23 protein-coding genes are annotated in these 22,194 nt (G+C 69.7%); 18 read left to right on the forward strand and 5 right to left on the reverse strand.

Translation table 11 applies throughout. The annotated features are described in order from the left end of the window. Positions 1 to 121 precede the first annotated feature (121 nt). From ACIQI8_RS15120 to ACIQI8_RS15135, 4 genes are all read left to right on the forward strand, one after another. Positions 122 to 526: a globin gene (locus ACIQI8_RS15120; RefSeq protein ID WP_124000028.1), complete on the forward strand. Its 405-nt coding sequence runs from the start codon at positions 122 to 124 to the stop codon at positions 524 to 526. A 174-nt stretch (positions 527 to 700) separates the two neighbouring features. Further along, entirely contained in the window at positions 701 to 3,961 is a 3,261-nt protein-coding gene (locus tag ACIQI8_RS15125; RefSeq protein WP_402349394.1) for an FtsX-like permease family protein, read from the forward strand. A gap of 1 nt (position 3,962) precedes the next feature. Then, entirely contained in the window at positions 3,963 to 6,860 is a 2,898-nt protein-coding gene (locus tag ACIQI8_RS15130) for an FtsX-like permease family protein (RefSeq protein ID WP_402350474.1), read from the forward strand. 139 nt (positions 6,861 to 6,999) lie between these two features. Further along, positions 7,000 to 7,962, forward strand: coding sequence for an ABC transporter ATP-binding protein (locus ACIQI8_RS15135; RefSeq protein WP_402349397.1), 963 nt, complete (start codon positions 7,000 to 7,002; stop codon positions 7,960 to 7,962). 39 nt (positions 7,963 to 8,001) lie between these two features. Here the strand turns inward: ACIQI8_RS15135 and ACIQI8_RS15140 are convergent, their stop codons facing one another. From ACIQI8_RS15140 to ettA, 3 genes are read right to left on the reverse strand one after another with little or no spacing between them, the layout of a single operon-like run. Next, positions 8,002 to 8,673, reverse strand: a complete 672-nt coding sequence (locus ACIQI8_RS15140; RefSeq protein ID WP_402349400.1) for a hypothetical protein — start codon at positions 8,671 to 8,673, stop codon at positions 8,002 to 8,004. Then, positions 8,670 to 9,098 carry an acyl-CoA thioesterase gene (locus tag ACIQI8_RS15145; protein WP_402349403.1) on the reverse strand — a complete coding sequence of 143 codons (429 nt, stop codon included), beginning with the start codon at positions 9,096 to 9,098 and terminating at the stop codon, positions 8,670 to 8,672. The genes ACIQI8_RS15140 and ACIQI8_RS15145 overlap by 4 nt, the downstream gene beginning before the upstream one ends. A gap of 6 nt (positions 9,099 to 9,104) precedes the next feature. Continuing rightward, positions 9,105 to 10,769, reverse strand: a complete 1,665-nt coding sequence (gene ettA, locus ACIQI8_RS15150; RefSeq protein WP_124000034.1) for an energy-dependent translational throttle protein EttA — start codon at positions 10,767 to 10,769, stop codon at positions 9,105 to 9,107. 585 nt (positions 10,770 to 11,354) lie between these two features. Here ettA and ACIQI8_RS15155 point away from each other — a divergent pair. Next, a complete protein-coding gene (locus ACIQI8_RS15155; protein WP_402349406.1) occupies positions 11,355 to 12,110 on the forward strand; it encodes a DUF5131 family protein in 756 nt (251 codons plus the stop codon). Between the two features lie 2 nt (positions 12,111 to 12,112). Here the strand turns inward: ACIQI8_RS15155 and ACIQI8_RS15160 are convergent, their stop codons facing one another. Then, positions 12,113 to 13,213 carry a three-Cys-motif partner protein TcmP gene (locus ACIQI8_RS15160; protein WP_402349409.1) on the reverse strand — a complete coding sequence of 367 codons (1,101 nt, stop codon included), beginning with the start codon at positions 13,211 to 13,213 and terminating at the stop codon, positions 12,113 to 12,115. Between the two features lie 482 nt (positions 13,214 to 13,695). Between ACIQI8_RS15160 and ACIQI8_RS15165 the strand changes: the two genes are divergently transcribed. Continuing rightward, positions 13,696 to 14,271: a hypothetical protein gene (locus ACIQI8_RS15165; protein WP_402349412.1), complete on the forward strand. Its 576-nt coding sequence runs from the start codon at positions 13,696 to 13,698 to the stop codon at positions 14,269 to 14,271. A 17-nt stretch (positions 14,272 to 14,288) separates the two neighbouring features. Here ACIQI8_RS15165 and ACIQI8_RS15170 read toward each other — a convergent pair whose 3' ends face one another. Next, entirely contained in the window at positions 14,289 to 14,759 is a 471-nt protein-coding gene (locus ACIQI8_RS15170; protein WP_402349415.1) for an NUDIX hydrolase, read from the reverse strand. Positions 14,760 to 14,777: 18 nt separating this feature from the next. On the opposite strand from ACIQI8_RS15170, the gene ACIQI8_RS15175 reads away from it, so the two are divergent. From ACIQI8_RS15175 to ACIQI8_RS15230, 12 genes are all read left to right on the forward strand, one after another. After that, the gene (locus tag ACIQI8_RS15175; protein ID WP_402349417.1) at positions 14,778 to 15,557 is read left to right on the forward strand and encodes a GntR family transcriptional regulator; all 780 of its coding nucleotides are present in this window, start codon (positions 14,778 to 14,780) and stop codon (positions 15,555 to 15,557) included. A 139-nt stretch (positions 15,558 to 15,696) separates the two neighbouring features. After that, a complete protein-coding gene (locus ACIQI8_RS15180; RefSeq protein ID WP_402349420.1) occupies positions 15,697 to 16,053 on the forward strand; it encodes a hypothetical protein in 357 nt (118 codons plus the stop codon). 2 nt (positions 16,054 to 16,055) lie between these two features. Next, the gene (locus ACIQI8_RS15185; protein ID WP_402349423.1) at positions 16,056 to 17,411 is read left to right on the forward strand and encodes an FtsK/SpoIIIE domain-containing protein; all 1,356 of its coding nucleotides are present in this window, start codon (positions 16,056 to 16,058) and stop codon (positions 17,409 to 17,411) included. A gap of 82 nt (positions 17,412 to 17,493) precedes the next feature. After that, positions 17,494 to 17,700, forward strand: coding sequence for a hypothetical protein (locus ACIQI8_RS15190; protein ID WP_361478579.1), 207 nt, complete (start codon positions 17,494 to 17,496; stop codon positions 17,698 to 17,700). Further along, positions 17,700 to 18,359, forward strand: coding sequence for a DUF2637 domain-containing protein (locus ACIQI8_RS15195; RefSeq protein ID WP_402349426.1), 660 nt, complete (start codon positions 17,700 to 17,702; stop codon positions 18,357 to 18,359). Before ACIQI8_RS15190 ends, ACIQI8_RS15195 begins: the two co-directional genes overlap by 1 nt. A gap of 21 nt (positions 18,360 to 18,380) precedes the next feature. Beyond that, positions 18,381 to 18,572 (forward strand): mobile element transfer protein, encoded by a 192-nt coding sequence (locus tag ACIQI8_RS15200; protein WP_266892247.1) that lies wholly within the window; start codon positions 18,381 to 18,383, stop codon positions 18,570 to 18,572. A gap of 9 nt (positions 18,573 to 18,581) precedes the next feature. Next, positions 18,582 to 18,737: a hypothetical protein gene (locus ACIQI8_RS15205; RefSeq protein WP_266892245.1), complete on the forward strand. Its 156-nt coding sequence runs from the start codon at positions 18,582 to 18,584 to the stop codon at positions 18,735 to 18,737. Positions 18,738 to 18,761: 24 nt separating this feature from the next. Next, positions 18,762 to 19,076, forward strand: coding sequence for a SpdD-like protein (locus tag ACIQI8_RS15210; protein ID WP_402349429.1), 315 nt, complete (start codon positions 18,762 to 18,764; stop codon positions 19,074 to 19,076). Positions 19,077 to 19,165: 89 nt separating this feature from the next. Beyond that, complete coding sequence (locus ACIQI8_RS15215; RefSeq protein WP_402349431.1) at positions 19,166 to 19,351, forward strand: hypothetical protein; 186 nt, start codon at positions 19,166 to 19,168, stop codon at positions 19,349 to 19,351. Beyond that, complete coding sequence (repSA, locus tag ACIQI8_RS15220) at positions 19,344 to 20,717, forward strand: replication initiator protein RepSA (RefSeq protein ID WP_402349434.1); 1,374 nt, start codon at positions 19,344 to 19,346, stop codon at positions 20,715 to 20,717. The genes ACIQI8_RS15215 and repSA overlap by 8 nt, the downstream gene beginning before the upstream one ends. A 1-nt stretch (position 20,718) precedes the next feature. Next, positions 20,719 to 20,916 (forward strand): AlpA family transcriptional regulator, encoded by a 198-nt coding sequence (locus tag ACIQI8_RS15225; RefSeq protein ID WP_266892237.1) that lies wholly within the window; start codon positions 20,719 to 20,721, stop codon positions 20,914 to 20,916. Continuing rightward, positions 20,916 to 22,178: a tyrosine-type recombinase/integrase gene (locus ACIQI8_RS15230; protein WP_402349437.1), complete on the forward strand. Its 1,263-nt coding sequence runs from the start codon at positions 20,916 to 20,918 to the stop codon at positions 22,176 to 22,178. The genes ACIQI8_RS15225 and ACIQI8_RS15230 overlap by 1 nt, the downstream gene beginning before the upstream one ends. Positions 22,179 to 22,194 lie beyond the last annotated feature (16 nt).

Consider the following 22,194-nt stretch of genomic DNA (forward strand, 5'->3'; position numbering starts at 1 on the left):
CGGGGGTGCGGGTCCGGGGTTGCGTGTACGGGGATGCGTGTACCGGGGAGGTGTGGGTGCCCGATTCCTTCCGAGACCTAAGTCTTGAGTCCTGGTCCACCCCGTCTGAGACCATGGAGGCGTGACAGAGATCCGGCGCGGCACGCTTCAGGAGCAGACCTTCTACGAGCAGGTCGGCGGGGAGGAGACCTTCCGCCGGCTCGTCCACCGCTTCTACCAGGGCGTGGCCGAGGACCCGCTGCTGCGGCCCATGTACCCGGAGGAGGACCTGGGCCCGGCCGAGGAGCGTCTGACCCTCTTCCTCATGCAGTACTGGGGCGGCCCGACGACGTACAGCGACAACCGCGGCCATCCCCGGCTGCGCATGCGCCACGTGCCCTTCACGGTGAACCGCGAGGCGCACGACGCCTGGCTGAAGCACATGCGGGACGCCGTGGACGAGCTGGGTCTGTCCGAGGAGCACGAGCAGACGCTGTGGAAGTACCTGACGTACGCGGCGGCCTCGATGGTGAACACCCCGGACTGAGCCGGGACACGTCGGACCGACCCGGCCCGGTCGAACCTGGTCCTCCGCGTCACGATCCGGTCAAGCTCGGGCAGTAGGCGCTTACCCGAATTGCCTTCCGTCTGAAAGCATCACCCGCAGGTCTGGACAACTTCCAGGCGGCCACGGGGGGTCGGGGTGACGGTGTTCGGTGCGGTGACGAGGCTTGTCCTGCTGCGCGCCCGCGCCCACCGCCTGCTGCTGACCGCCGCCCTCCTCACGGTCCTGCTGACCACCGCGGTCCTCGCGACCCTCACCGCCTACTCGACCGCCATCGACGACGCGGCCCTGCGCCACTCCCTCCAGGACCCCCGCAACGCCGCCGACACCGCCCTGATCGTCAAGGCCGACGTGCCGGCCGAGGGGCGCACGGCCGCCGACCATGCGGTACGGGACGGAGCCCGGCGGACCTTCGGCGGGCTGCCGGTCACCGTGCGGACGCTGCTGCGCTCGGGCCCGTACGCCCTGCCGCGCTCGCTCCAGGCACCGGCCGAGCGCTCGGCCGACCCGGATCTGACCTACCTCGCGGCGCTGGACCCGACGCAGGTGCGGATCGTGGAGGGGCGACAGCCCCGGGCGGGGGCCGGGGAGCAGGAGGGCACCGGCGCCGCCGAGGGCCTCGTCGAGGCCGCCCTCCCCCAGACCGCCGCCCGCGCCCTCGGCCTCAGGCCCGGCGCCCGGCTCACCCTCACCGACCGCCTCGGCGGCCCGAAGGTCCGCGTCACCCTCACCGGCCTGTACCGCCCCCTCGCCGCGGACGCCCCGTACTGGAAGCTGGACGACCTCGGCGGTCGCGGCATCAGGACGGTCGGCTTCACGACGTACGGTCCCCTCCTCGCCGCCCCCGGCACCATCACCGGCGGCGCGGTGAGCGCCGGTCCCTCGGCCTGGCTCGCGTCGGCCGACTTCTCGACGCTGACGACCGCCCGGATCGACGCGCTCGGCGCGAGCGCCACCGCGGGCGGCGCGGCCCTGCGCAAACAGCCCGCGCTCAGCGGTACGACGGCCGCGGGCACCGCCCTGCCCGACGTCCTCGACCGGATCCAGCGCTCGCTGCTCGTCTCCCGCTCGACCCTGCTGATCATCGCGCTGCAACTCGCCCTGCTCGCCTCCTGCGCGCTGCTGCTGGTGGCGCGGCTGCTGAGCGCCGAACGCACCGGCGAGACACGGCTGTTGCGGGCACGCGGCGCCTCCCGCATCCGGATCGCGACGCTCGCCGCCGTGGAGGCGCTGTTCCTCGCGGTGCCCGCGGTGGTGTGCGCGCCGCTGCTGGCGGGACCGCTCACCCGGCTGCTGGCCGGGCACGGTTCCCTGGCCCGGATCGGACTGCACCTGGACATGCCGGCCGGCGGGCGGCTCGGGGTCTGGCTGGTCGCCGCGGGCGTGGCCCTCGGCTGCGCGCTGGCGGTGACCCTGCCCGCCCTCACGGTCGAGGGCTTCCGTCCGCGCCGGTCCCGCGCGCTGCCCGCTCCGCTGCGCGCGGGCGCGGACCTGGGGCTGCTGGCGGTGGCCGGGGTGGCGTACTGGCAGCTCGGCCGGCAGACCACGGGCGCCGTCTCCGACGACACCTCGGGCACCCTCGGCATCGACCCGCTGCTGGTGGCTGCCCCGGCACTCGCGCTGCTCGCCGGCACGGTCCTGACCCTGCGGCTGCTGCCCCTGGTGGCGCGGCTCGCGGAGCGCCGGGCGGCCGGCGGGCGCGGTCTGTCGGCGGCGCTGGCGGGCTGGCAGCTCAGCCGCCGCCCGATGCGCGGCGCGGGCCCGGTCCTGCTGCTGGTCCTCGCGGTCGCCCTCGGCATGCTGGCCATCGGCCAGGGCGCATCCTGGGACCGCTCGCAGAACGACCAGGCCGACTTCGGCGCGGGCACCCAGGTCCGGATCCAGGGCGCGGGCGACGCGGGCATCGGCCGCACGGACACCTACGCGGCCCTCCCCCACGTACGAGAGGCCGCGCCCGCCGTCCGCACCGAACTCCCCCTCTCCGACAGCCGCACGGCGACCGTGCTGGCGCTGGACACGCGCCACGCGGCCGAAGGGGTGCTGCTGCGCCGGGACTTGGCGCCCGGGGCGGTGGGGCCGCTGGTGCGGGGGCTGGGGGGAGTGCCCGCGGCGGCCGGCGCCAAGGTGCCCGCGCACAGCTCCCGAGTGCGGTTGACCGCAACCCTGTTCAGCACACCTCGCCAGGGCACCACGGCGGACGTGACGGCCACGCTGGAGGACACGTACGGAACCCCGTACGAGATACCCGTGGGCGAACTCCGCGCCGACGGGCGCCCGCACACCCTCGACCTGGGCGCCACCACGGGCCCGCTCACCCTCACCGGTCTGCAGCTGGTGCTGCCCCAGCCGGTCGGGAAGTCGGAGCGACACCGGCTGGTGCTGGGCGAGTTGACGGCCACCGGCGCGGACGGGACGGCCCGAACAGTGCCGTTGCCCACCGGCTGGAAGGCGGCTCTGCACGGTGACGGGCTGTCGACCACGCCAGGCGACTCCGCCAACCCGACCAAGGCGAAGGTGAGTTCGTCCGGGCCGCCGACCGTCACGTACGGCACGGGGTATGTGCCGGCCGACGAGGCCTGGATCGCTCCCGCGCTGACCGTACGCGTGCAGGTCCCGCAACCGGACCCGCCCGAGGTCACCGCCGTCGCCACCGACCGCTTCCTCACCTCGGCGGGCGCGCGAACCGGGCAGCGCGTGGACCTGACCTTCGGCGGCCAGACCGTGTCCGCGATGATCGTGGACTCGGTACGGCAGTTGCCGACGACGAGCGACACGGACGGCGGCGCCCTGCTGGTCGATCTGCCGTCCGTGAACCGGGAGTTGGAGTCCCGGTACGGCATCGGCGTCACGCCCACGGAGTGGTGGCTGCGCACCGACGCCGGCGGCTCGGGCCAGGTCGCGGCGGCGCTACGGGCGCTGCCGGACATGGATCCCGCGCAGGTCGTGGTGCGGGACGAGATGGCGGCGCAACTGCGCGACGACCCGTTCGGAGCGGGCCCGGAGGCGGCGTTCGGCGCGGCGGCCGGAGTGGCGGCGGCGCTGGCCGCGGTCGGGTTCGCGGTGAGCGCGGCGGGGTCGCTGCGGGAGCGGGGGGCCGAACTCGCCGTGCTGCGCGCCCTGGGCGCCCCACGCCGCCGGCTGGCCCGCATGATCGCCCTCGAACAGGGCGTCCTGGTGGCGCTGGCCCTGATCGTGGGCACGGCCCTCGGCGCGGTACTGACCCGGGCGGTGATCCCGTTGATCGTCCTGACGGGCGAGGCGGCCCGACCGGTACCGGCGGTACTGGTCGAACTGCCCGTCGCCCAGGTGGCGTTGCTGCTCGCCGCGGTGGCGGTGGCCCCGCTGCTGGTCACCGGGGCGCTGGCGCTGCGGCGGGCGGATCCGGTGGTGTCGTTGCGGGATTCGGGGGGTGAGTGAGATGGGCCGGTTCATCGGCGGGCGGCTGTCGGCCCGTGACGTCCGTACGCCGGTACTGGCCCCCTGGGTCCGTACCCGGCTGCGTACCGCCCCCGGCGCCGCCTGCGCGCTGGCGCTGCTCGTCGCGCTGACCGCGTGCCTCGCCGCGGCCCTCCCCCGGGCGGTCGACCGGTACGAGGACGCGGGACTGCGGCACGCCGTCGAGCAGGCGAGCCCCGACAGCACCAGCGTGGACGTGTCCACGGACCAGCCCGATCCCCTCATGTCGCAGGGCATGCGGGAGGATGCGCTGCGCCCCGACCGGCTCGGCGCCCAGTACCGGAAGGTCCTCGACACCGTCCCGCGCCCCCTCGCCGCCGACCCCGGCCAGTCCACGTACGGGGTGCGGACCGGCGCCCCGATGGAGGTGCCGGACGCCTTCCTGCCCCGCCCCAACGGTGTACCCGCGCAGGTCACCCTCACCGCGCAGCACGACCTCGCCGGACACGTCCGGTCGGTGACCGGCCGGCTGCCCCGCGCCTCGGAACAGGTGACCACCACCACGGCCGAGGTGGAGGCCGCCGTCAGCGACGAGACCGCCGAGCGCATGCACATCAAGGTCGGTTCGGTGATCCACGTGCCCGGCGTGGAACGCGCCCCGCTCGCCGTACGCGTCACCGGCATCGTCACCCCGCGCGACCCGAACGGCGCCTACTGGGCGACCCGGCCCCTCCTGCGCACCCCCAGCCTGATCCTCCTGCCGGGCGCGGGCGCCGAGGGGGACCGGTACTGGCTCGGCGGCCTGCTGCTCGCCCCCGAGGCCGCCCCCGCGCTGCTGGGCACGCCCGGAAACCCGTTGCGCTACTGGCAGTTGGCGCCGGCGCCGGGCGATCTGCACGCCTACGAGCTCGACGGCCTGAAGTCGGCGATCGCCTCCCTGGAGGGCGGCCCGGCCCTGCGCGACATGCGCACCCGCACCGACCCGACCACCGACGTGAGCACCGAGCTGGACAACGTCGTCGTCTCCTACGCCGACCTGCGCTCGGGCATCCGCCCGCTCGTCGCCGTGGCCGCCGTCGGCACCGGCACGGTCGCCCTGGTCGTCCTCCTGATGGCGGGCGGCCTCGCCACCGACCGCCGCCGCTCCGAACTGCTCCTGCTGCGCGCCCGCGGCGGGTCCCTGCGCGGAGTGGCGGGCCGCCTGCTCGCGGAGACGTCCATCGTTTCCGTGCCCGCCGGCGTCCTCGGCCTGACGGTCGCGCTGATCGCCCTCCCCGGCGGCCGGCTCTCCTACGCGCTCGCCGCCGCGGCCGGCGCCACCGCCGTCGCCTGCACGGCCCTGCCCCTGCGCGCGGCGGCCGTCCACCGGGTGGTGCGGATGCACGGCCCCCGCGAGGACGTGGCATCCGTACGACCGTCCCGGCGCCGTACGGTCGCGGAACTCACCCTGCTCGTCGTCACGCTCGGCGCGGTCGAGACCCTGCGCAGGAGGGGCACGTCCGGCGACGAACTCGCCTCCCTCGCACCGGTGTTGGTCGGCGTGGCCGCGGCCCTGGTCCTGGTCCGCCTCTATCCGCTCCCGCTGCGCGGCCTGGCCCGCCCGGCGGCCCGGCTGCGCGGCGCGGTGGGCCATCTGTCCCTGGCCCGCGCGGGCCGCACCTCCGCCTCCGCGGTCCTGCCCCTGCTGGCCCTCCTGACCGCCCTCACCACGGCGGCCTTCGGCGGCTCGGTCCTCGCGGGCGTGGCCGAGGCCCGCGACCAGGCCGCCCTCCTCACGGTCGGCGCCGACGCCCGCGTCGAGGGGACCACCGCGCTGCCGTCGTCCCTGCCGGATCGCGTGCGCGGCCTGCCCGGGGTCCGGGAGTTGACGGCCATGAGCATCAACTACCAGGCCAAGCCGAACGACGACAGGCAGTCCGTGCCGGTGGTGGGCGTGGATCCGCGGAGCTACGCGGAGTTGACGTCCAGGACCGGGCAAGGGGCGTTCGGGGCGGGGGTGTTGAGGACTCCGGCGGGCGCCGGCGCGGGGGCGGAGGCGGGTTCTGGGTCAGGGTCGGGGTCGGGTTCTGGATCGGGGTCGGGGTCGGGGGCTGGTTCTGGGTCGGGGTCGGGGTCGGAGGCAGGTTCTGGATCGGGCTCCGATACGGGCACGGGGTCACAGTCGGACGTGCTGCCGGCGGTCGCCTCGCCCACCGTCGCCGCCACCTACGGCACCCGCCCCTTCCCCGTCCGCCTGGAGGACGGCACCAGGGTCACCGTCCGCATCACGCTGGTCCGCGACCGCACGCCCGCCGTCACGAGTGCCGACTTCCTCGTCGTGGACCGGGCCGGTCTGAGCGCCGAGGCGGCCCGGCCGACCGTCCTGCTCCTGACCGGCGACCACATCGACGGAGCCGCCCTGCGCCGAGTGACGGCGGGTGCGGGCGTCCTCCTGCGCTCCGAGGAACGGGCGGGGTACGTCGACTCGCCCCTGCAGTCCGGTGCCGAACGCGTCTACACGGCCGCGGTCGCCGCCGGCGCCGGCTACGCCGTACTCGCCCTCCTCCTCTCCCTCGTCCGCGCGGCCCCCGAACGCCGGGCCCTGCTGGCGCGCCTGCGCACCATGGGCCTGACCCGGGCACAGGGCCGCCGCCTGCTGGTCCTGGAGTCCCTCCCCCAGGCGGTCCTGGCGGCGGCGGGCGGCGCGCTCACGGGCTGGGCGGCGATCCGGCTCCTCTCCCCCGGCATCGACCTCACGACCATCGCCCTTGCCTCCGCCCAAGTCCCGGTGAGCGCGGCCGAGTTGCACACGGACGCGGTGTCGCTCACGGTCCCGGCGCTGGCGATCATCGCGGTGACGGTGGGAGTCGCCGGGGTGCAGGCGTGGTGGACAGGACGGCGGGGGTCGGTGGCGGAACTGAGGGTGGGGGACGGCCGATGACCTGCGCGACTGGCGGAACCGGGGGCGCGGGACGGCCGAGGGTCCGTGCGACTGACGGAACCGAGGGCGCGCGACCGCCGATGACCCGTGCGACTCACGAACTGCGGCACCGACGAGGCACCGTCCCAGGAGACCCCCGATGACCACGACGAACCCGACCCTCGCCGACCTGGCCCAGCGCGCCACCGCGCACCGCGACCGCCCCGCCTACGGCCACGACGCCCTGATCACCTGCGACCGGCTCGTCCGTGTCTTCACCACGGACGGCATCGAGGTCCAGGCCCTCCAGGGCCTCGATCTCCTGGTCCGCGAGGGCGAGTTGATGGCCCTGGTGGGCGCCTCCGGCAGCGGCAAGTCCACGCTGATGAACATCCTCGCGGGACTGGACACCCCCACCGCGGGCGCCGCCCGCGTGGCGGGCAACGATCTGCTCACCATGACCGCGAAGGACCGCCTCGCCTACCGCCGCGACACCATCGGCTTCGTGTGGCAGCAGACCTCCCGCAACCTGCTCCCGTATCTCACCGCGGCCCAGAACATCGCCCTGCCGATGCAGCTGACCGGCTCCCACGGCCGTCGCTCCCGCCGCGCCCACACCGAACGCGCCCTGGAACTGCTGGAGTTGCTCGGTGTCGCCGAGTGCCGCGACCGCCGCCCGCACCAGATGTCCGGCGGCCAGCAGCAGCGCGTCGCGATCGGCGCGGCCCTCGCCAACAGCCCCTCGGTCCTGCTCGCCGACGAACCCACCGGCGAACTCGACTCGCACACAGCGGAACAGGTCTTCGCCGCCTTCCGCACCGCCAACGAGGCTCTGGGCACCACGATCGTGATCGTCACCCACGACCAGGCCGTCGCCGGCGAGGTCCGCCGCACGGTCGCCATCCGCGACGGCCGCACCTCCACGGAGGTCCTGCGCCGCAGCGAGGTCGACGAGACCACGGGCCACGAGACGGTGGTCGCCCGCGAGTACGCCATGCTCGACCGCGCAGGGCGCCTCCAGCTCCCCGCCGAGTACACCGAGGCCCTGGGCATGCGCGACCGCGTCGGTTTGGAACTGGAGTCGGACCACATCGCCGTATGGCCGGACGACAGCGACCGATAGACACCGGGTCCGGAAACGGTCGGGGCAGCGCGGAACGGCTCAGCGCACGCTGACGCCGAGCGCCCCAAGTCCCGTCGTCCGTACGGCGATCGACCCGTAGGCGGTACGCAGCCGCAGCCACGCGCCGGAGGAGAAGAGCCGCCACTCCCCCGAGGTTCCGCGCAGGAAGCCGAGGGACTGGGCCGCGTGCAGGACCCGTACCGGAAGGCGGGTGTCGCCGACCGTCCGGGACCAGATCTCCCGTCCGATCCGGTCGAGTTCGGCCCGGGTGCGCAGCTCCGGTGCCAACTCCTGCGTACGGGACCGGAATTCGGCGACCGCCGCGCCGACCAGCGCGCGCAGCGCATCCGGCGCGGGCAGCCCTGGCACCGGCTTCCAACCGCCGCGCGGCGGAAGGACCCCGGCCCACGGAGGCCCGGTCACCGCGGCCGGCACGCCGGACGTTGCGGCCGACTCGTCGACGGACTCCAGGAGTTCACCCGCGGAGACGGTCACGTCCAGCGTGACGTCGAGGCCGTTCTCGTAGGGCTTGGCGAGTCGTACCGCGCGGATCGCGAGTACCTCGAAGGACGGCGGTCGCCCGAAGACGGCGAGCGCCGTGCCGGCCGCCTGCAGGCGCACCGCGGCTCCACGGTCGTAATGGAGCAGCCGGGAGAGGAAGGCCGCGAGATCCGCCGCCTCCCCCTCGTCGGCGAGGTGCAGCACCGTCATGCGGCGACGGCCCCCTGCTCAGGGTCCGCAACGGCCGTCTCATCCGTGTACTCGCGCAGGAACTCCCGCTCCTCGGCGGTGAGTCGGCGCGGCCGCTGGGCCTCGAAGTCGAACGGCACGACCACTGTCGAGGCCCGTACGTAGACCAAGTCGTCGTCCTTCACCTCGTAGGTGATGGTGAAGGACGCGGCCCTTATCTCGGTGATCCACAGCTCGATGTCCACCGGGTGGTGCCGGTGGACGAGCTGCCGCTTGTAGTCGATCTCGTGGCGCGCCACCACCGACCCCTGCTGGAAGTCCTTCTCCGGGCGGTGGAGGAAGTCGATACGGGCTTCCTCCAGGTAGCGGACGAAGACCGCGTTGTTGACATGGCCGTAGGCGTCCATGTCCGACCAGCGCAGTGGGCAGCGGTAGATGTGGCGCAAGATCGATCAGCCCCGGGTCAGCTTCTTGTAGGTGGCGCGGTGCGGCCGGGCGGCGTCCGGTCCGAGCCGCTCGACCTTGTTCTTCTCGTACGACTCGAAGTTGCCCTCGAACCAGAACCACTTGGAGTCGCCCTCGTAGGCGAGGATGTGCGTGGCCACTCGGTCCAGGAACCACCGGTCGTGGGAGACGACCACGGCGCAGCCGGGGAATTCGAGGAGCGCGTTCTCCAGCGAGCCGAGGGTCTCGACGTCGAGGTCGTTGGTCGGCTCGTCGAGGAGCAGCAGGTTGCCGCCGAGCTTGAGGGTGAGCGCGAGGTTGAGGCGGTTGCGCTCACCGCCGGAGAGGACGCCGGCGGGCTTCTGCTGGTCGGGCCCCTTGAAGCCGAACGCGGAGACGTAGGCGCGACTCGGCATCTCCACCTGGCCGACGTTGATGTAGTCGAGCTCGTCGGAGACGACGGCCCACAGCGTCTTCTTGGGGTCGATGTTCTCGCGGCTCTGGTCGACGTAGCTGATCTTGACGGTCTCGCCGACCTTGATCGAACCGGAGTCCGGCTCCTCCAGGCCCTGGATCATCTTGAACAGCGTGGTCTTGCCGGCGCCGTTGGGGCCGATGACCCCGACGATGCCGTTGCGCGGGAGGGTGAAGCTGAGGTTGTCGATGAGGACCTTGTCGCCGAAGGCCTTGCCGAGGTTGTTGACCTCGACGACGACACTTCCCAGGCGCGGGCCCGGCGGGATCTGGATCTCCTCGAAGTCCAGCTTCCGCATCTTGTCGGCCTCGGCGGCCATCTCCTCGTAACGCGCCAGGCGCGCCTTGGACTTGGCCTGACGCCCCTTGGCGTTGGACCGCACCCACTCCAGCTCGTCCTTCAGACGCTTCGCCCGCTTGGCGTCCTTGGCACCCTCCACCTTGAGGCGGGTGGCCTTGGTCTCCAGGTACTTGGAGTAGTTGCCCTCGTAGCCGTGCAGGCGGCCGCGGTCGACCTCGCAGATCCAGCCGGCCACGTTGTCCAGGAAGTACCTGTCGTGGGTCACGGCGACGACGGTGCCGGCGTACTTGGCGAGGTGCTGCTCCAGCCAGTTCACCGACTCGGCGTCGAGGTGGTTGGTGGGCTCGTCGAGGAGCAGCAGGTCGGGCGCCTCGAGCAGCAGCTTGCAGAGCGCGACGCGGCGCTTCTCACCACCGGAGAGGTTGGCCACGGGCCAGTCGCCGGGCGGGCAGCCCAGCGCGTCCATGGCCTGCTCCAGCTGAGCGTCGAGGTCCCACGCGTTGGCGTGGTCGAGCTCCTCCTGCAGCTTGCCCATCTCGTCGAGCAGCGCGTCGGAGTAGTCGGTCGCCATCAGCTCGGCGATCTCGTTGAACCGGTCGAGCTTGCCCTTGACCTCGGCGACGCCCTCCTGGACGTTCTCCAGGACGTTCTTCTCCTCGTTCAGCGGGGGCTCCTGCAGCAGGATGCCGACGCTGTAACCGGGAGACAGGAACGCGTCACCGTTCGACGGCTGCTCCAGCCCGGCCATGATCTTGAGGACGGTGGACTTACCGGCGCCGTTCGGGCCGACGACGCCGATCTTCGCCCCAGGGAGGAAGCTCAGGGTGACGTCGTCGAGAATCACCTTGTCGCCGTGCGCCTTGCGCGCCTTGCGCATGGTGTAAATGAACTCAGCCAAGAGAAACCGTCCGGCAGCTTGAAATCTGGCAGTGGGCAGATACACCCCATCTTGCCTGAGGTCCAGCCTTGGGTGGTAACCCGTATGGCTGGCGGCCTGTGACCTGGGCGTTCCCCACTGACGGCTGTAGCTCGACTGTCACTGTCGGTCGTCGCCGAGTGGCGTCGGGGGGCGGCGGACGGCCCAGGGACGGCCCAGGGCCCCCAGCCAAACAGGTCTGACCCTGCCGAGGAGTCGGCCAACGCACTGAATCCACATCTCAGCGGCTGGCTACATCTACGGGCAGGGCCAAAGGCTGGGCGCATCGGAAGCTAAGTCTCACCGACCAGTCACAGCGCCTTCACACATGCCCTCGGCGCTGGCACGACCGAGCCGCGGGACCGTGTCGTCTACCTGGCACGCAAGCTGACGGACTTGACCAAAACGCCCTGACCTGTCAAACACAGGCAGACACCTGCAACATCTAGCACCGTGCTCACAGCACTAACCGTTTTTCAGCAGACAGGTCGTTTCCGAGGTGGTCCGCAGACGTTGAACATGCGGGAGAATGGGAAGCAGCACGGCAAACTAGGGAGTGGAGTCCAAATGGCGGACCGCAGCACTATCGAGTGGACTGAGGCAACTTGGAACCCCACTACTGGGTGTGATCGCATTTCGAATGGATGCGATCACTGCTACGCCCTCGTTCTGGCTAAGCGATTGAAAGCAATGGGTTCTCCAAAATATCAAAACGACGGAAACCCTTTGTCGTCCGGTCCCGGCTTTGGTCTCACGATCCATCCCCAAGCGCTGCGACTCCCATACACATGGAAGGCGCCCAGGACGGTCTTCGTTAACTCGATGTCGGATCTATTTCACGCCAGGGTCCCAGTGTCATACATTAAAGATGTTTTTGATGTAATGCGAGAGACCTCGCAGCACACCTATCAAATCCTAACAAAACGATCCCGTCGATTGCGCAATCTGGCCGATCAGTTCGATTGGCCGAGCAATGTCTGGATGGGAGTGACAGTAGAAAGCTCCGAGTTCAATTGGCGCATCGATGACCTGCGCGGGACACCCGCACACGTACGTTTCCTTTCTTGCGAGCCTTTGATCGGCCCTCTGGGAACCATCGACTTGGGCGGTATCGGGTGGGTAATTGCAGGAGGAGAATCCGGCAAAGGGCACCGACCGATTCAGGAACAGTGGGTGACGAGTCTACGAGATCAGTGTGTGGAGGCAGAGGTGCCGTTCTTCTTCAAGCAATGGGGCGGCCTAACTCCTAAATCCAATGGACGGGTACTCGAAGCGCGAACCTGGGATGAGTACCCGACACCAAGGCCGCGCACTGCCGTCTAGAGTCAGGAGGGAAAAGTCACCCACGTGCCCTCAGGGAACCCAGACTTCCCGGGACGCTCGACGTGGATAACACCTTCCTTCTCCAGTGGCGTGAGAACAGGCTTCCGCAAGTGCGTCTTCCTATACGGCGTGTGAATCAGCGTGAATTGCTCTAGCGCAGTAATAGAGATCCTTCTACCTTTATACCGTTCCAGGATCGCCCGACGAAGCGGTTCCGTGTTCACGTCAGAGTCCGTAAAAAGAACATCTTGACCCGCCAGCCGGTCAGAGAACTGATACCCACCCCCTGGATCAACCTTCCACATGGCATTTTTCATCAGCTCGACGCCCTTCACGTCGCGCGTTCCGTGAAACAAGTAATAGCCGATGTGACCTGTCTTATTAATCATCGCGAACGATTGCACGTACGTGAATTTACAGACGTCGGTGAGCTGCCGCTCGTACAAATCGTGCAGAAATTGTTGACGACTGCGGGCAGGATCCTGCCCGACGTTCTTATATTCAGCAGTTCCAAACAATGCTTCCAAATGATGATCCACATTTCCGGCGGTCGCAAACCGATTCACGTGATCAACCATGTAGTTAACGAACAACTCACAACTGTTGAATGAGAGTAGGTCCGCAAGAAGGCTCATAGGCAAGCCCGAAAAACCGAAGGGGTCAACAAAAGCAAAAGTTGGAGCCAGACGCCTTTTCTGCGACCTCAGGTGCTCTACGAGGCTGGTCACAGTCTCCGAAAATTCAGAGTGAACCAACTGAATTTTCACGTTCTCCGGCCAAGGCTGATGCGCCTCTTTATATCCAGCTATCTGCTGACTCAAACTCTCGAATCGATCTTTCTTTGCCTCGCAAAAGAAGAAGAGGAATTCGCACTTCATATTGCTAAAGTAACTGTGCGTCAAAAGTGTATCGAGAGCAATCAGCGGGGATCCTGGCTCGCCTGAATCGTAGCGCCCCGGCCCCGCGAAACCATCCAGGAAAACAATCCGTCCGTTATACGAGGAAAGGACGGGAAACCAGCCTCCCAAATAAAACTTCAGCAGGTCATGCTTCGCCTTAGTGTGGGGATCGAGTTGCCAGACCGTTGTTTTGGGCGCTGCCATGTATCCCCCTCGGCTTAGGTGAGGTGCTCTACAGCAGTATGATTCCCAATCACATGCGTATGCACCCCCAACGACAAAAAACGATCGAATCGCGCGCGCGTTCGATTAAAGGTCGGCGGAGCGGCTTTGGGCTGGAGCTGATTTGGCGCGAGTGATCATGGCCCCGTAAGCTTCCGCGGGTCGGGCAGTCTGTGGACCTGCCCGTTAAAGCACGACGTTGGGGCCATGATCTTCGAGGCTCGCGCCAAATTGGCTGCCTAAAGCCGTGGAGCCGACCGCCCCAGCCACAGAGGGTTTCTGCCGTACTCGCCCGCAAGCACGTAGCGCGCCGCCGTGGCGCGGCCAGCCGGGGCGAAGACAGAGGCAGGCCGCGCCGTCGAGGCGGCGCGCGCCCGCGCCGTGCGCGGGCCTTGATGAAGTAGGGAAAGTTCTATCCCGTTGCTGTCTCTTGGCATAGGTCGTCCGACGGCTGAGGATGAGGCATGGATCAAGGACAAGCTGCGATCTGGGCAGCGGCGATTGGTGTTCCTGGTGTGTTGCTGAGCGGTGTGCTGTCGTACCGAGCAGGTCGTCGACAGGTCCGCGATCAAGGTGCCAACGAGCATCTGCAGTGGCTCCGGCAACAGAGGCAGGAGCGCTACGTTGGCTTCCTTCAAGCGGTGGATCTTTGCCTGAAGGCTTTGGAAGCGCATAGCGGCGACCTCGTAAGCCTGTCTGATCGGCTGGAGTCAGGTGACGTGGATGCTGCGACGTACGACTTCGCACGGCTTTACATCCCTCGTGATGTCCTGCTGCGGGTCGACGACTTGGGGAAGAGTCGGGACAGTCTGCTTATGCTCGGTCCAGAAGAGGTTGACGAGCGAGCGGAAGCATTGTTCACCTCTGTCTTGGACTACTGGAGTGCTCATGGCGAGGCGCTGCGATCTCTTCAGTCAGGGCCTCCACCCGACGGCGACCCGGCCTGGTCCGCTCTTGCTGATGCCGACGACGCCACTGTGGCGCGACGCAGAGAGTTCATCGCTGCTGCGCGAGAAAACCTGACGACACCACCGAAGTGAAGACTTCCGATGGTGAGCTAGACGCGCCCATCCAAGAACTGTCTGCCGTCGTGGCTCCGCACGTGGGGGCCGTTGCCATCCAGGGCATCCAAGAGCCTGATCGCGAAGACCTCGGACATGCGCTCCGCGACCTCGTCGGGCGTGAGCCACGAGACCGCCGTCGACTCCTCCGACGTCCGCTCCGCCCCGCCGGACGGCTTGCAGCGGAAGACCAGGGCCACGATCCCCCGGATCGTGTTCTTGTAGACCCCGGTGAGCTCGTCCACCTCGACGTGGATGCCCGTCTCCTCCAGAACCTCGCGGACGACACCCGCCTCGGGGGTCTCCTCAAGTTCGAGTACGCCGCCGGGGAGCTCCCAAGCGCCGTTGTCGGCACGGCGAATCGCCAGGAGACGCCCGTCATCCCGCACCACGGCTCCGGCCACGGATACCGAGTGCAGCGATGGTGCTTGCCTTGCCTCCTGTGATTGACTCATGTACAGGAGCATAGGAGGAAGAGAAGGACTATGGGAACCGCGGTAGGAGGGGACAAGGCCGTACCTCGGTACGTGCAGATCGCGGACGAGATCGTCCAGCAGATCAGGGCGGGCATCATCAAGCCTGGCGACATGGTGCCGAGCGAGTCCGAACTCGTCGATCGCTACGGCGTCTCCGGCGGCACGATCCGCAAGGCCATGGTTGAGGTGCGCGCAAGCGGCCTCGTCGAGACCCGGCACGGCAAGGGCTCGATCGTGAAGGACCGGCCGCCGGTACGGCACCGTTCCTCCGACCGCTTCCGGCGCTCGCTCCGCCAGGGCGGCAAAGCCGCGTACCTCGCCGAGTCCGCGCAGTCCGGCGCCACGGCCAAGGTGAGCGTGCTCTACATCGGACCGATGGAGGCTCCGGAGGATGCGGCCCAGCGACTGGGCGTTCCGGCCGGCACTCAGGTCCTGGCCCGACGGCGCCTCTACTTCCGCAACGGCACACCCGTCGAGACCGCCACGTCGTACCTCCCCTGGGACGTCGTGAAGGAGATCCCGGAGCTGTTCGCCGAGAACCCCGGCGGCGGTGGCATCTACGCCCGACTCGAGGACCACGGACACGAGTTCGCCGAGTTCGTCGAGACACTCCAAGCCCGCCCGGCCTCCAAGGCGGAGGCGTCCGAGCTGGCACTGAGCCCCGGTGCGTCGGTGGTTCACCTGATCCGTGAGGCCCGTACGACCGAGGGTCTCGTCGTCGAGGTCTGCGACACGCTCATGGCCGCTGACCAGTTCGTTTTCGAGTATCGGATCCCCGCCACCGACTGACGCGCGCTCAACTCCCCGCAGCCCGTCGCGAGTTCTTCTTCGCGGCGGGTTGACTCATGTACAGGAGTCAGGCACTCTTCTTCATGTCACTCATGTACATGAGTGGCGGAGTCCAACCTCTATAGAGGAGTGATCTGCTGTGCGTCAGATTCCCGTCGATACCGCCGCCGCGACCGTGATGGTCGCCAAGAACCCGCAGCCCAAGGTCAAGGACCGCCGTACCGGCGAGATCGCCACCGATGCCGAGACCGGCGCGAAGATGATGACCGTCGACGTGATGTTCGCGGCCAACGACGAGGTCGAGATCCTCTCCATCACCGTCCCGGAGCCCGGCATCACCGGCGAGCTGACCATGGGCACCCCGGTCGCCCTCACCGGCCTGATCGCCCGGCCGTGGGAGAACGAGTTCAACGGCCAGAAGCGGCACGGCATCGCGTTCCGCGCGGTCGCCGTCACCTCCCTCGCCGCCGCTGCCGCGAAGCCCAAGGCGGCCTGACAATGACCGAGTTCACGGTCACGCTGGTGCTGGTCGTCGCCGCTGCGGGTCTCCTGCGGTGGCGGCGCCCCGCCTGGTACTGGATGACCTTCGGGGTCACCTTCGCCACGGTCCGCGTCCTGGTTCGGTACACGTCCGTCATGGACGCCTGCGGGCTGACCGTCCCGCCCTCGCGCTGGCGCCTCGCCCTCGCCCGGATCGCGGACCGGCCCGCTCCGGAATCCCGGGCGCCTCGCATCCTGCGGCTACGGCCGACCCGCACCGGCCTGGTCCTACGGCTCAAGCTCCGGCCCGGACAGGATGCCTTCGACATCGCCGCCGCCTCCGACCGGCTGCGCCACTCCTTCTCGATGTACGGCGTCACCGCCCGCGAAATCCGCTCGGGTGTCGTTGAGCTGCGGATGACCAGCTACGACGTGCTCAGGCAGGTGAAGATGCCTGCCACGACCGACACCGCACCGATGCGGGTCCCGGTCGCCCTGCGTGAAGACGGTTCGATCCACTTCCGCGACTATCGGGCGATACCCCACGCCCTCACCCTCGGCGCCACCGAGTCCGGCAAGTCCGTGTACCAACGCAACCTGGTCGCCGGGCTCGCGTCCATGGACGTCGCCCTCGTCGGCATCGACTGCAAGCAGGGCGTCGAACTCTTCCCGCTGGCCCGCCGGTTCTCCGCGCTCGCCGACAGCCCCGACACCGCCGCCGAACTCCTCGACGCGCTCGTCACGCACATGGAGGGCGTCTACCAACTCATCCGCGCCGAACAGCGCATCACCGCCGACGTCCCGGACGCCGACATCGCCTCCGACATCTGGGACCTACCCGCCGACCTGCGCCCGATCCCGATCGTGGTCCTGGTCGACGAGGTCGCCGAACTCGCTCTCTACGCCAACAAGGAGGAGGAGAAGCGCCGGGACCGGATCATCACCGCGCTCGCCCGGCTGGCCCAGCTCGGCCGTGCCGCCGGGATCTACCTGGAGATCTGCGGTCAGCGCTTCGGCTCCGAACTCGGCAAGGGCATCACGATGCTCCGTGCCCAGCTCACCGGCCGCACCGCGCACCGCGTCAACGACGAGTCCAGCGCCAACATGGCCTTCGGCGACATCTCCCCGGACGCCGTCCTCGCCGCCATCCAGATCCCCACCGATACCCCTGGCGTCGCCATCGCGGGCGACTCGACCGGCGGCTGGCACCGCATCCGTGCCCCGCACACGACGCTGCGACAGGCCGTCAACATCTGCAACCGGCACGCCGACCGCACCCCGGACCTGCCCGTCCTGGCACCCTTCCGGCCCGCGATGAGCCCCACCGCACCGATCCCGGCACCGGCTGTCGAATCCGCTCCGGCCGCAGCCTGATCTCTCCCGCTTCAAGGTCGGCGCGACCACACCGCGCCAAGTCCCTACCCGAGCCATGCCCGAAGAAGGGAGTCCACCCGCCATGTGCCCCAACTGCGAGGACTTCGCCCGCACCATCGTGATGCTCGGTCAACTCGCCCTGTACGCCAACACGGTCGACCCTGACCAGCAGTTCATCGAGGCCATCGGCCCGTCTCTGGCCGCCTCGCTTCCGGAGCCGCCGCCCGGCACCTTCCCGCCCGGCTACGACCCCAACGACGGCCCGCCCTACCCCGGCGAGGAGTCCTGATGGCTCGCCCCGCTCTCCGCGTGGACGCCGTCCTCGTCCAGGCCGTCATCGCGGGCGCCCTGTCCTTCGCCCACCTGCACGACTTGGCCTCCGCTGCCGGACAAGACGGCTGGAAGGCCTGGGCCTACCCGGTCTCCGTCGACCTGCTCCTGGTCGCCGCCTGGCGACGCCTCCGAAGCGACGGCCCGTCCCAGCTGGCTTGGTGCTGGTTCCTGATCGCCCTGTTCGCCTCGCTCGGCGCCAACGTCGCCACCGCCGGATTCCTCGACCTCCAGCATCCGCCCGCCTGGCTGCGCTTCGGCATCGCCGGGTGGCCTGCCCTCGCCTTCCTCGGCGGCACGCTCCTCGCCCACTCCGCTGGGGACCGGGTGCCGGTTCCGCCGGCACCCGCAGCTCCGGCCCCCGAACCCGAAATCGAACCCGTCCCGATCCCCGATCCGGAGCCCCCTGCCGCCCCGATCGACGCACCCGAGCAAGCACCGGCACTACCCACCGTCGACCCGGCTCCGACGGTCCCGCCCGTCCTCGTCGACCACGCCCGAAAGCTCGCCGACGACCACCGCGCCCGCACCGGAACCCCGATCGACACCGACACCCTGCGCACCCGCCTCGGCGTCCCGCCTCACCTCGCTGACGCCATCGCCGCCCAACTCGCCTGAGCAGAAAGGAGCACCACTGCCATGCCGTCCCGCGACCACTTCCACTCGCTGATGCAGATCGGCCCCGTCCAGATCGGCACTCACCGCGACAGCAACGGCAAGACCGCCCACGCCGCCGTGTGCACCGCCGACCGCTGCGGCTGGTCCGCCGACTACGCCAGCCGCTCGGCTGCTCAGCTCGCCGCCCGTACCCACCGCTGCCGCGTCCGCTAGGAGCCCGCCATGGAAGTCCCGCTCTGGTTCGCCCTCCTGGTCGTCGGCTACCTCGGCGTCAAGCTCATTCGCCCGCCCGCCTGGCTCATCGCGGTGCTCCTGCTCGGCGGCTTTCTCCTCGCCGACAGCGTCCTCGGACCCGCCATCAACGCCCTCGTCAAGTAGCCCGCCGTAGAAGGGAGTTTGCCCATGCTCCGCCCGAAGATCCCGACCATGCCCACCCCGACCGGCCGCGTCATCCCCCCGGCCGTCGTCGAGCCGACTGCCGTCGTCCCGGCCACACAGAGTCCGCAGCCCACCCCGGTGGCCCCGGCGCCGTCCCGCCCGGTGGTGCAGCTCACCCCCGGCACTGCGATCGCTCTTGTCGGCGGCGGCACCGCCGTCGTCCTGATAGTCGGCGCAGTCCTCGTCTCACTGCTGCTCGCGGTCGCTATCACCGGCGCTTCGGTCGCCGTGTGCGCGGTCGTCGTCCGCTCAATCCTCCGCACCGACACCCGACGCTGACCGGCCCCCGGGCGGCCTGACACCGCCAAGCATCCGCCGCCCGGGAGCCGTCCCTGTCCGATCCCGTGGAACCGGAAGGAACCCCCAGCATGACTGCCCGCACCACACCTCCGCGCCGCGTCTGCCCGAACTGCGACGGCTTCGCCTCCGTCGCCATCACCCTCGGCGGCCGCGACCGGCACGGCCACCTGCGCACCATCACCGCGCACTGCCCGTCCTGCAACGGCCTCGGCCTCACCCGCACCCGCCGCACGCGGGAGGGCGCCCGTGCCTGACACGCTGTTCGACCCGACCACCCTCGGCGACCTGCTGAGGGTGGCTTCGGCCTCCGACTACGAACGCTGGCAGGATCAGATACGCCGCACTGGCGGCTGCGCCGACCCGATCCACCTGACTGGTTGGACCCTCCACAAGGACAAGGTGACCGGCGAGACCCTGCACCACTACTCCACCGAGAACGAGCCCGGCGGACGCCTCCGCCTCGCCTGCGGCAACCGCCGCGCCTCCCGCTGCCCGTCCTGCGCCTGGACGTACGCGGGCGACACGTACCACCTGATCCGTGCGGGCCTGGCCGGAGACGACGACCGCGACATCCCCGCCACCGTCCGCGACCACCCCCGCGTCTTCGCGACTCTCACCGCCCCGTCCTTCGGCCCGGTCCACAACCGCCCCGACCGAAGCACCTGCCGCTGCGGCACCCGCCACTCAACCGACGACTCCACCCTCGGCACGGCCCTCGACCCGGCGACGTACGACTACGCGGGCGCCGTCCTCTTCAACAACCACGCAGGCGACCTGTGGATGCGGTTCACCACCCGCCTCCGCCGCGAGATCGCCGCCCGCGCCGGACTCACCCGCAGCGAACTCCCCAACTACGTACGCCTCTCGTACGGCAAGGTCGCGGAGTTCCAGAAGCGCGGCGCCCTGCACTTCCACGCCGTGATCCGCCTCGACGGCCCGGACGGACCCGACACCCCGCCGCCTGCCTGGACCACGGCCGATCTCCTCACCGACGCGATCCGTGCCGCCGCCGCGCACTCCTACACCTCGGTCTCGGTCCCGGCCGCCGACGACCAACCCGCCCGGACCTTCCGCTGGGGCACCCAACTCGACGTACGCCCGGTCAAGGCCTTCGGCGACGGCTCCGACATCACCGAGCAGGCGGTCGCCTCCTACGTCGCCAAGTACGCCACCAAGGCCGCCGAGAACACCGGCACCCTCGACCGCCGTATCGGCGAACTCTCCGAACTCGATCGCCACCAGGTCCCCGACCACGCCCGGCGCCTGATCGAAGCGTGCAAGACCCTCGACCCGCTCTACCCGGACCGCCGCCTCTGGGCCTGGGCTCACATGCTCGGCTTCCGGGGCCACTTCAGCTCCAAGTCCCGCCGCTACTCGACGACCCTCGGCGCCCTTCGCCAGGCCCGCGCCGACTACCGCGCCGCCCAGGAACGCGAGTCCCTCGGCTTCGACGACCGCGAGCCGAACACCGTCCTCGTCCTCACTGACTGGCAGTACGCCGGGCACGGCCACTCCCCCGGCGAATCCGCCCTCGCCGCCACCATCGCCCGCGACCTCCAGCTCAACCGCGAGACCGCCCGCGAAGAGATGCGCACCGCCGCCCCCGAAAGGGAGTGGTGACATGACCGCGCTCCCGAACCGCTTCCTGACGCCTGACGACCTGGTGGAAATGTTCGAGCTGCCCAGTGTCGAAACGGTCTACCAGTGGCGCCGCAAGCGCACCGGTCCCCGCGGCTTCCGCGTCGGCCGGCACCTCCGCTTCGACCCGGAGGACGTACGCGCCTGGGTCGACTCCCAGCTGAAGGGAGCTGCTGCCTGATGGCTGGACACGTCCAAGACCGCTGGTACCGGACTGAGCCTGGCCCGGACGGCAAGCCCCGCCGGGTCAAGACCGACCGCCACGGCATGGGTATGCGCTACCGCGCCCGCTACATCGGCCCGGACGGCACCGAGAAGTCCAAGAGCTTCCCGGACAAACAGAAGCGCTTGGCCGACATCTGGTTGACCAACATCGAGGCCGACATGGCGCGCGGGCAGTACATCGACCCGAAGGCGGCCCGCGTCACCTTCCGCGAGTACGCCGAACGCTGGCTCGCCGCCCTCACCATCGACCTCACCAGCCGTGCCGCCGTGGAGGGTCGGTTGCGCCTCCACGCGTTGCCGTACCTCGGCTCCCGCCCCATCGGGTCGTTCCAGCCGGAGCACATACGCGACTGGAACCGCCAGCTCGAAGACGCCGTAGCGTCGGCGCAGTACCGGCGCCTGATCTTCGACGCCGTCTCCTCGGTGCTCAACGCGGCCGTAGATGACCGCCTGCTGGCCTCGAACCCCTGCCGGGCCCGATCGGTCAAGGCGCCTCGTCCCGCGCCGACACGCGTCCATCCGTGGTCCGCTGAGCGCGTGTTCGGTGTGCGGGCCGGGCTGCCTGACCGCTACCAGGCCATGGTGGATGTCGGCGCCGGGTGCGGCCTCCGACAGGGCGAGATCCTCGGGCTCGCCGTCGACAACATCGGAGACCTCGGCTGGCTGTACGTCCGCCAACAGGTCAAGAAGGTTCGCGGGGTGCTCGTCTTCGCGCCTCCCAAGCGGGGCAAGCTCCGTGACGTGCCCCTCGACCCCGAGGTGTCGGCCGCGCTGCACGAGCACATGAAGCGGTTCCCGCCCGTCGAGGTCACCTTGCCGTGGCTCCGGCCGGACGGTCCGAACGTGACACACCGCATCGTCTTCACGAGTGGCATCGGCGCCGCCATCTGGAGTCAGGGGTTCAACGACCAGGCTTGGAAGCCCGCGTTGGCCTCCGCCGGGATCATCCCGACCCCCGAGAGGGGTCAGCGCTACGCCGCAGCCCGTGAACACGGCATGCACGCCCTGCGGCACTTCTACGCCTCGGTCCTCCTGGACGCCGGAGAGAACATCAAGGCCCTGAGCCTCTACCTCGGCCACAGCGACCCGGGATTCACGCTCCGCGTCTACACGCACCTCATGCCGTCCAGCGAGACCCGGACCCGAAAAGCCATCTCCGCGATGTACCGGGCCGCCGGTCACGCCCACGACGGCCCAGGGACGGCCCAAGCTGCCTGACACGGCCCCTCATCGG

Source organism: Streptomyces sp. NPDC092369 (assembly GCF_044755245.1).
Classification (GTDB): domain Bacteria; phylum Actinomycetota; class Actinomycetes; order Streptomycetales; family Streptomycetaceae; genus Streptomyces.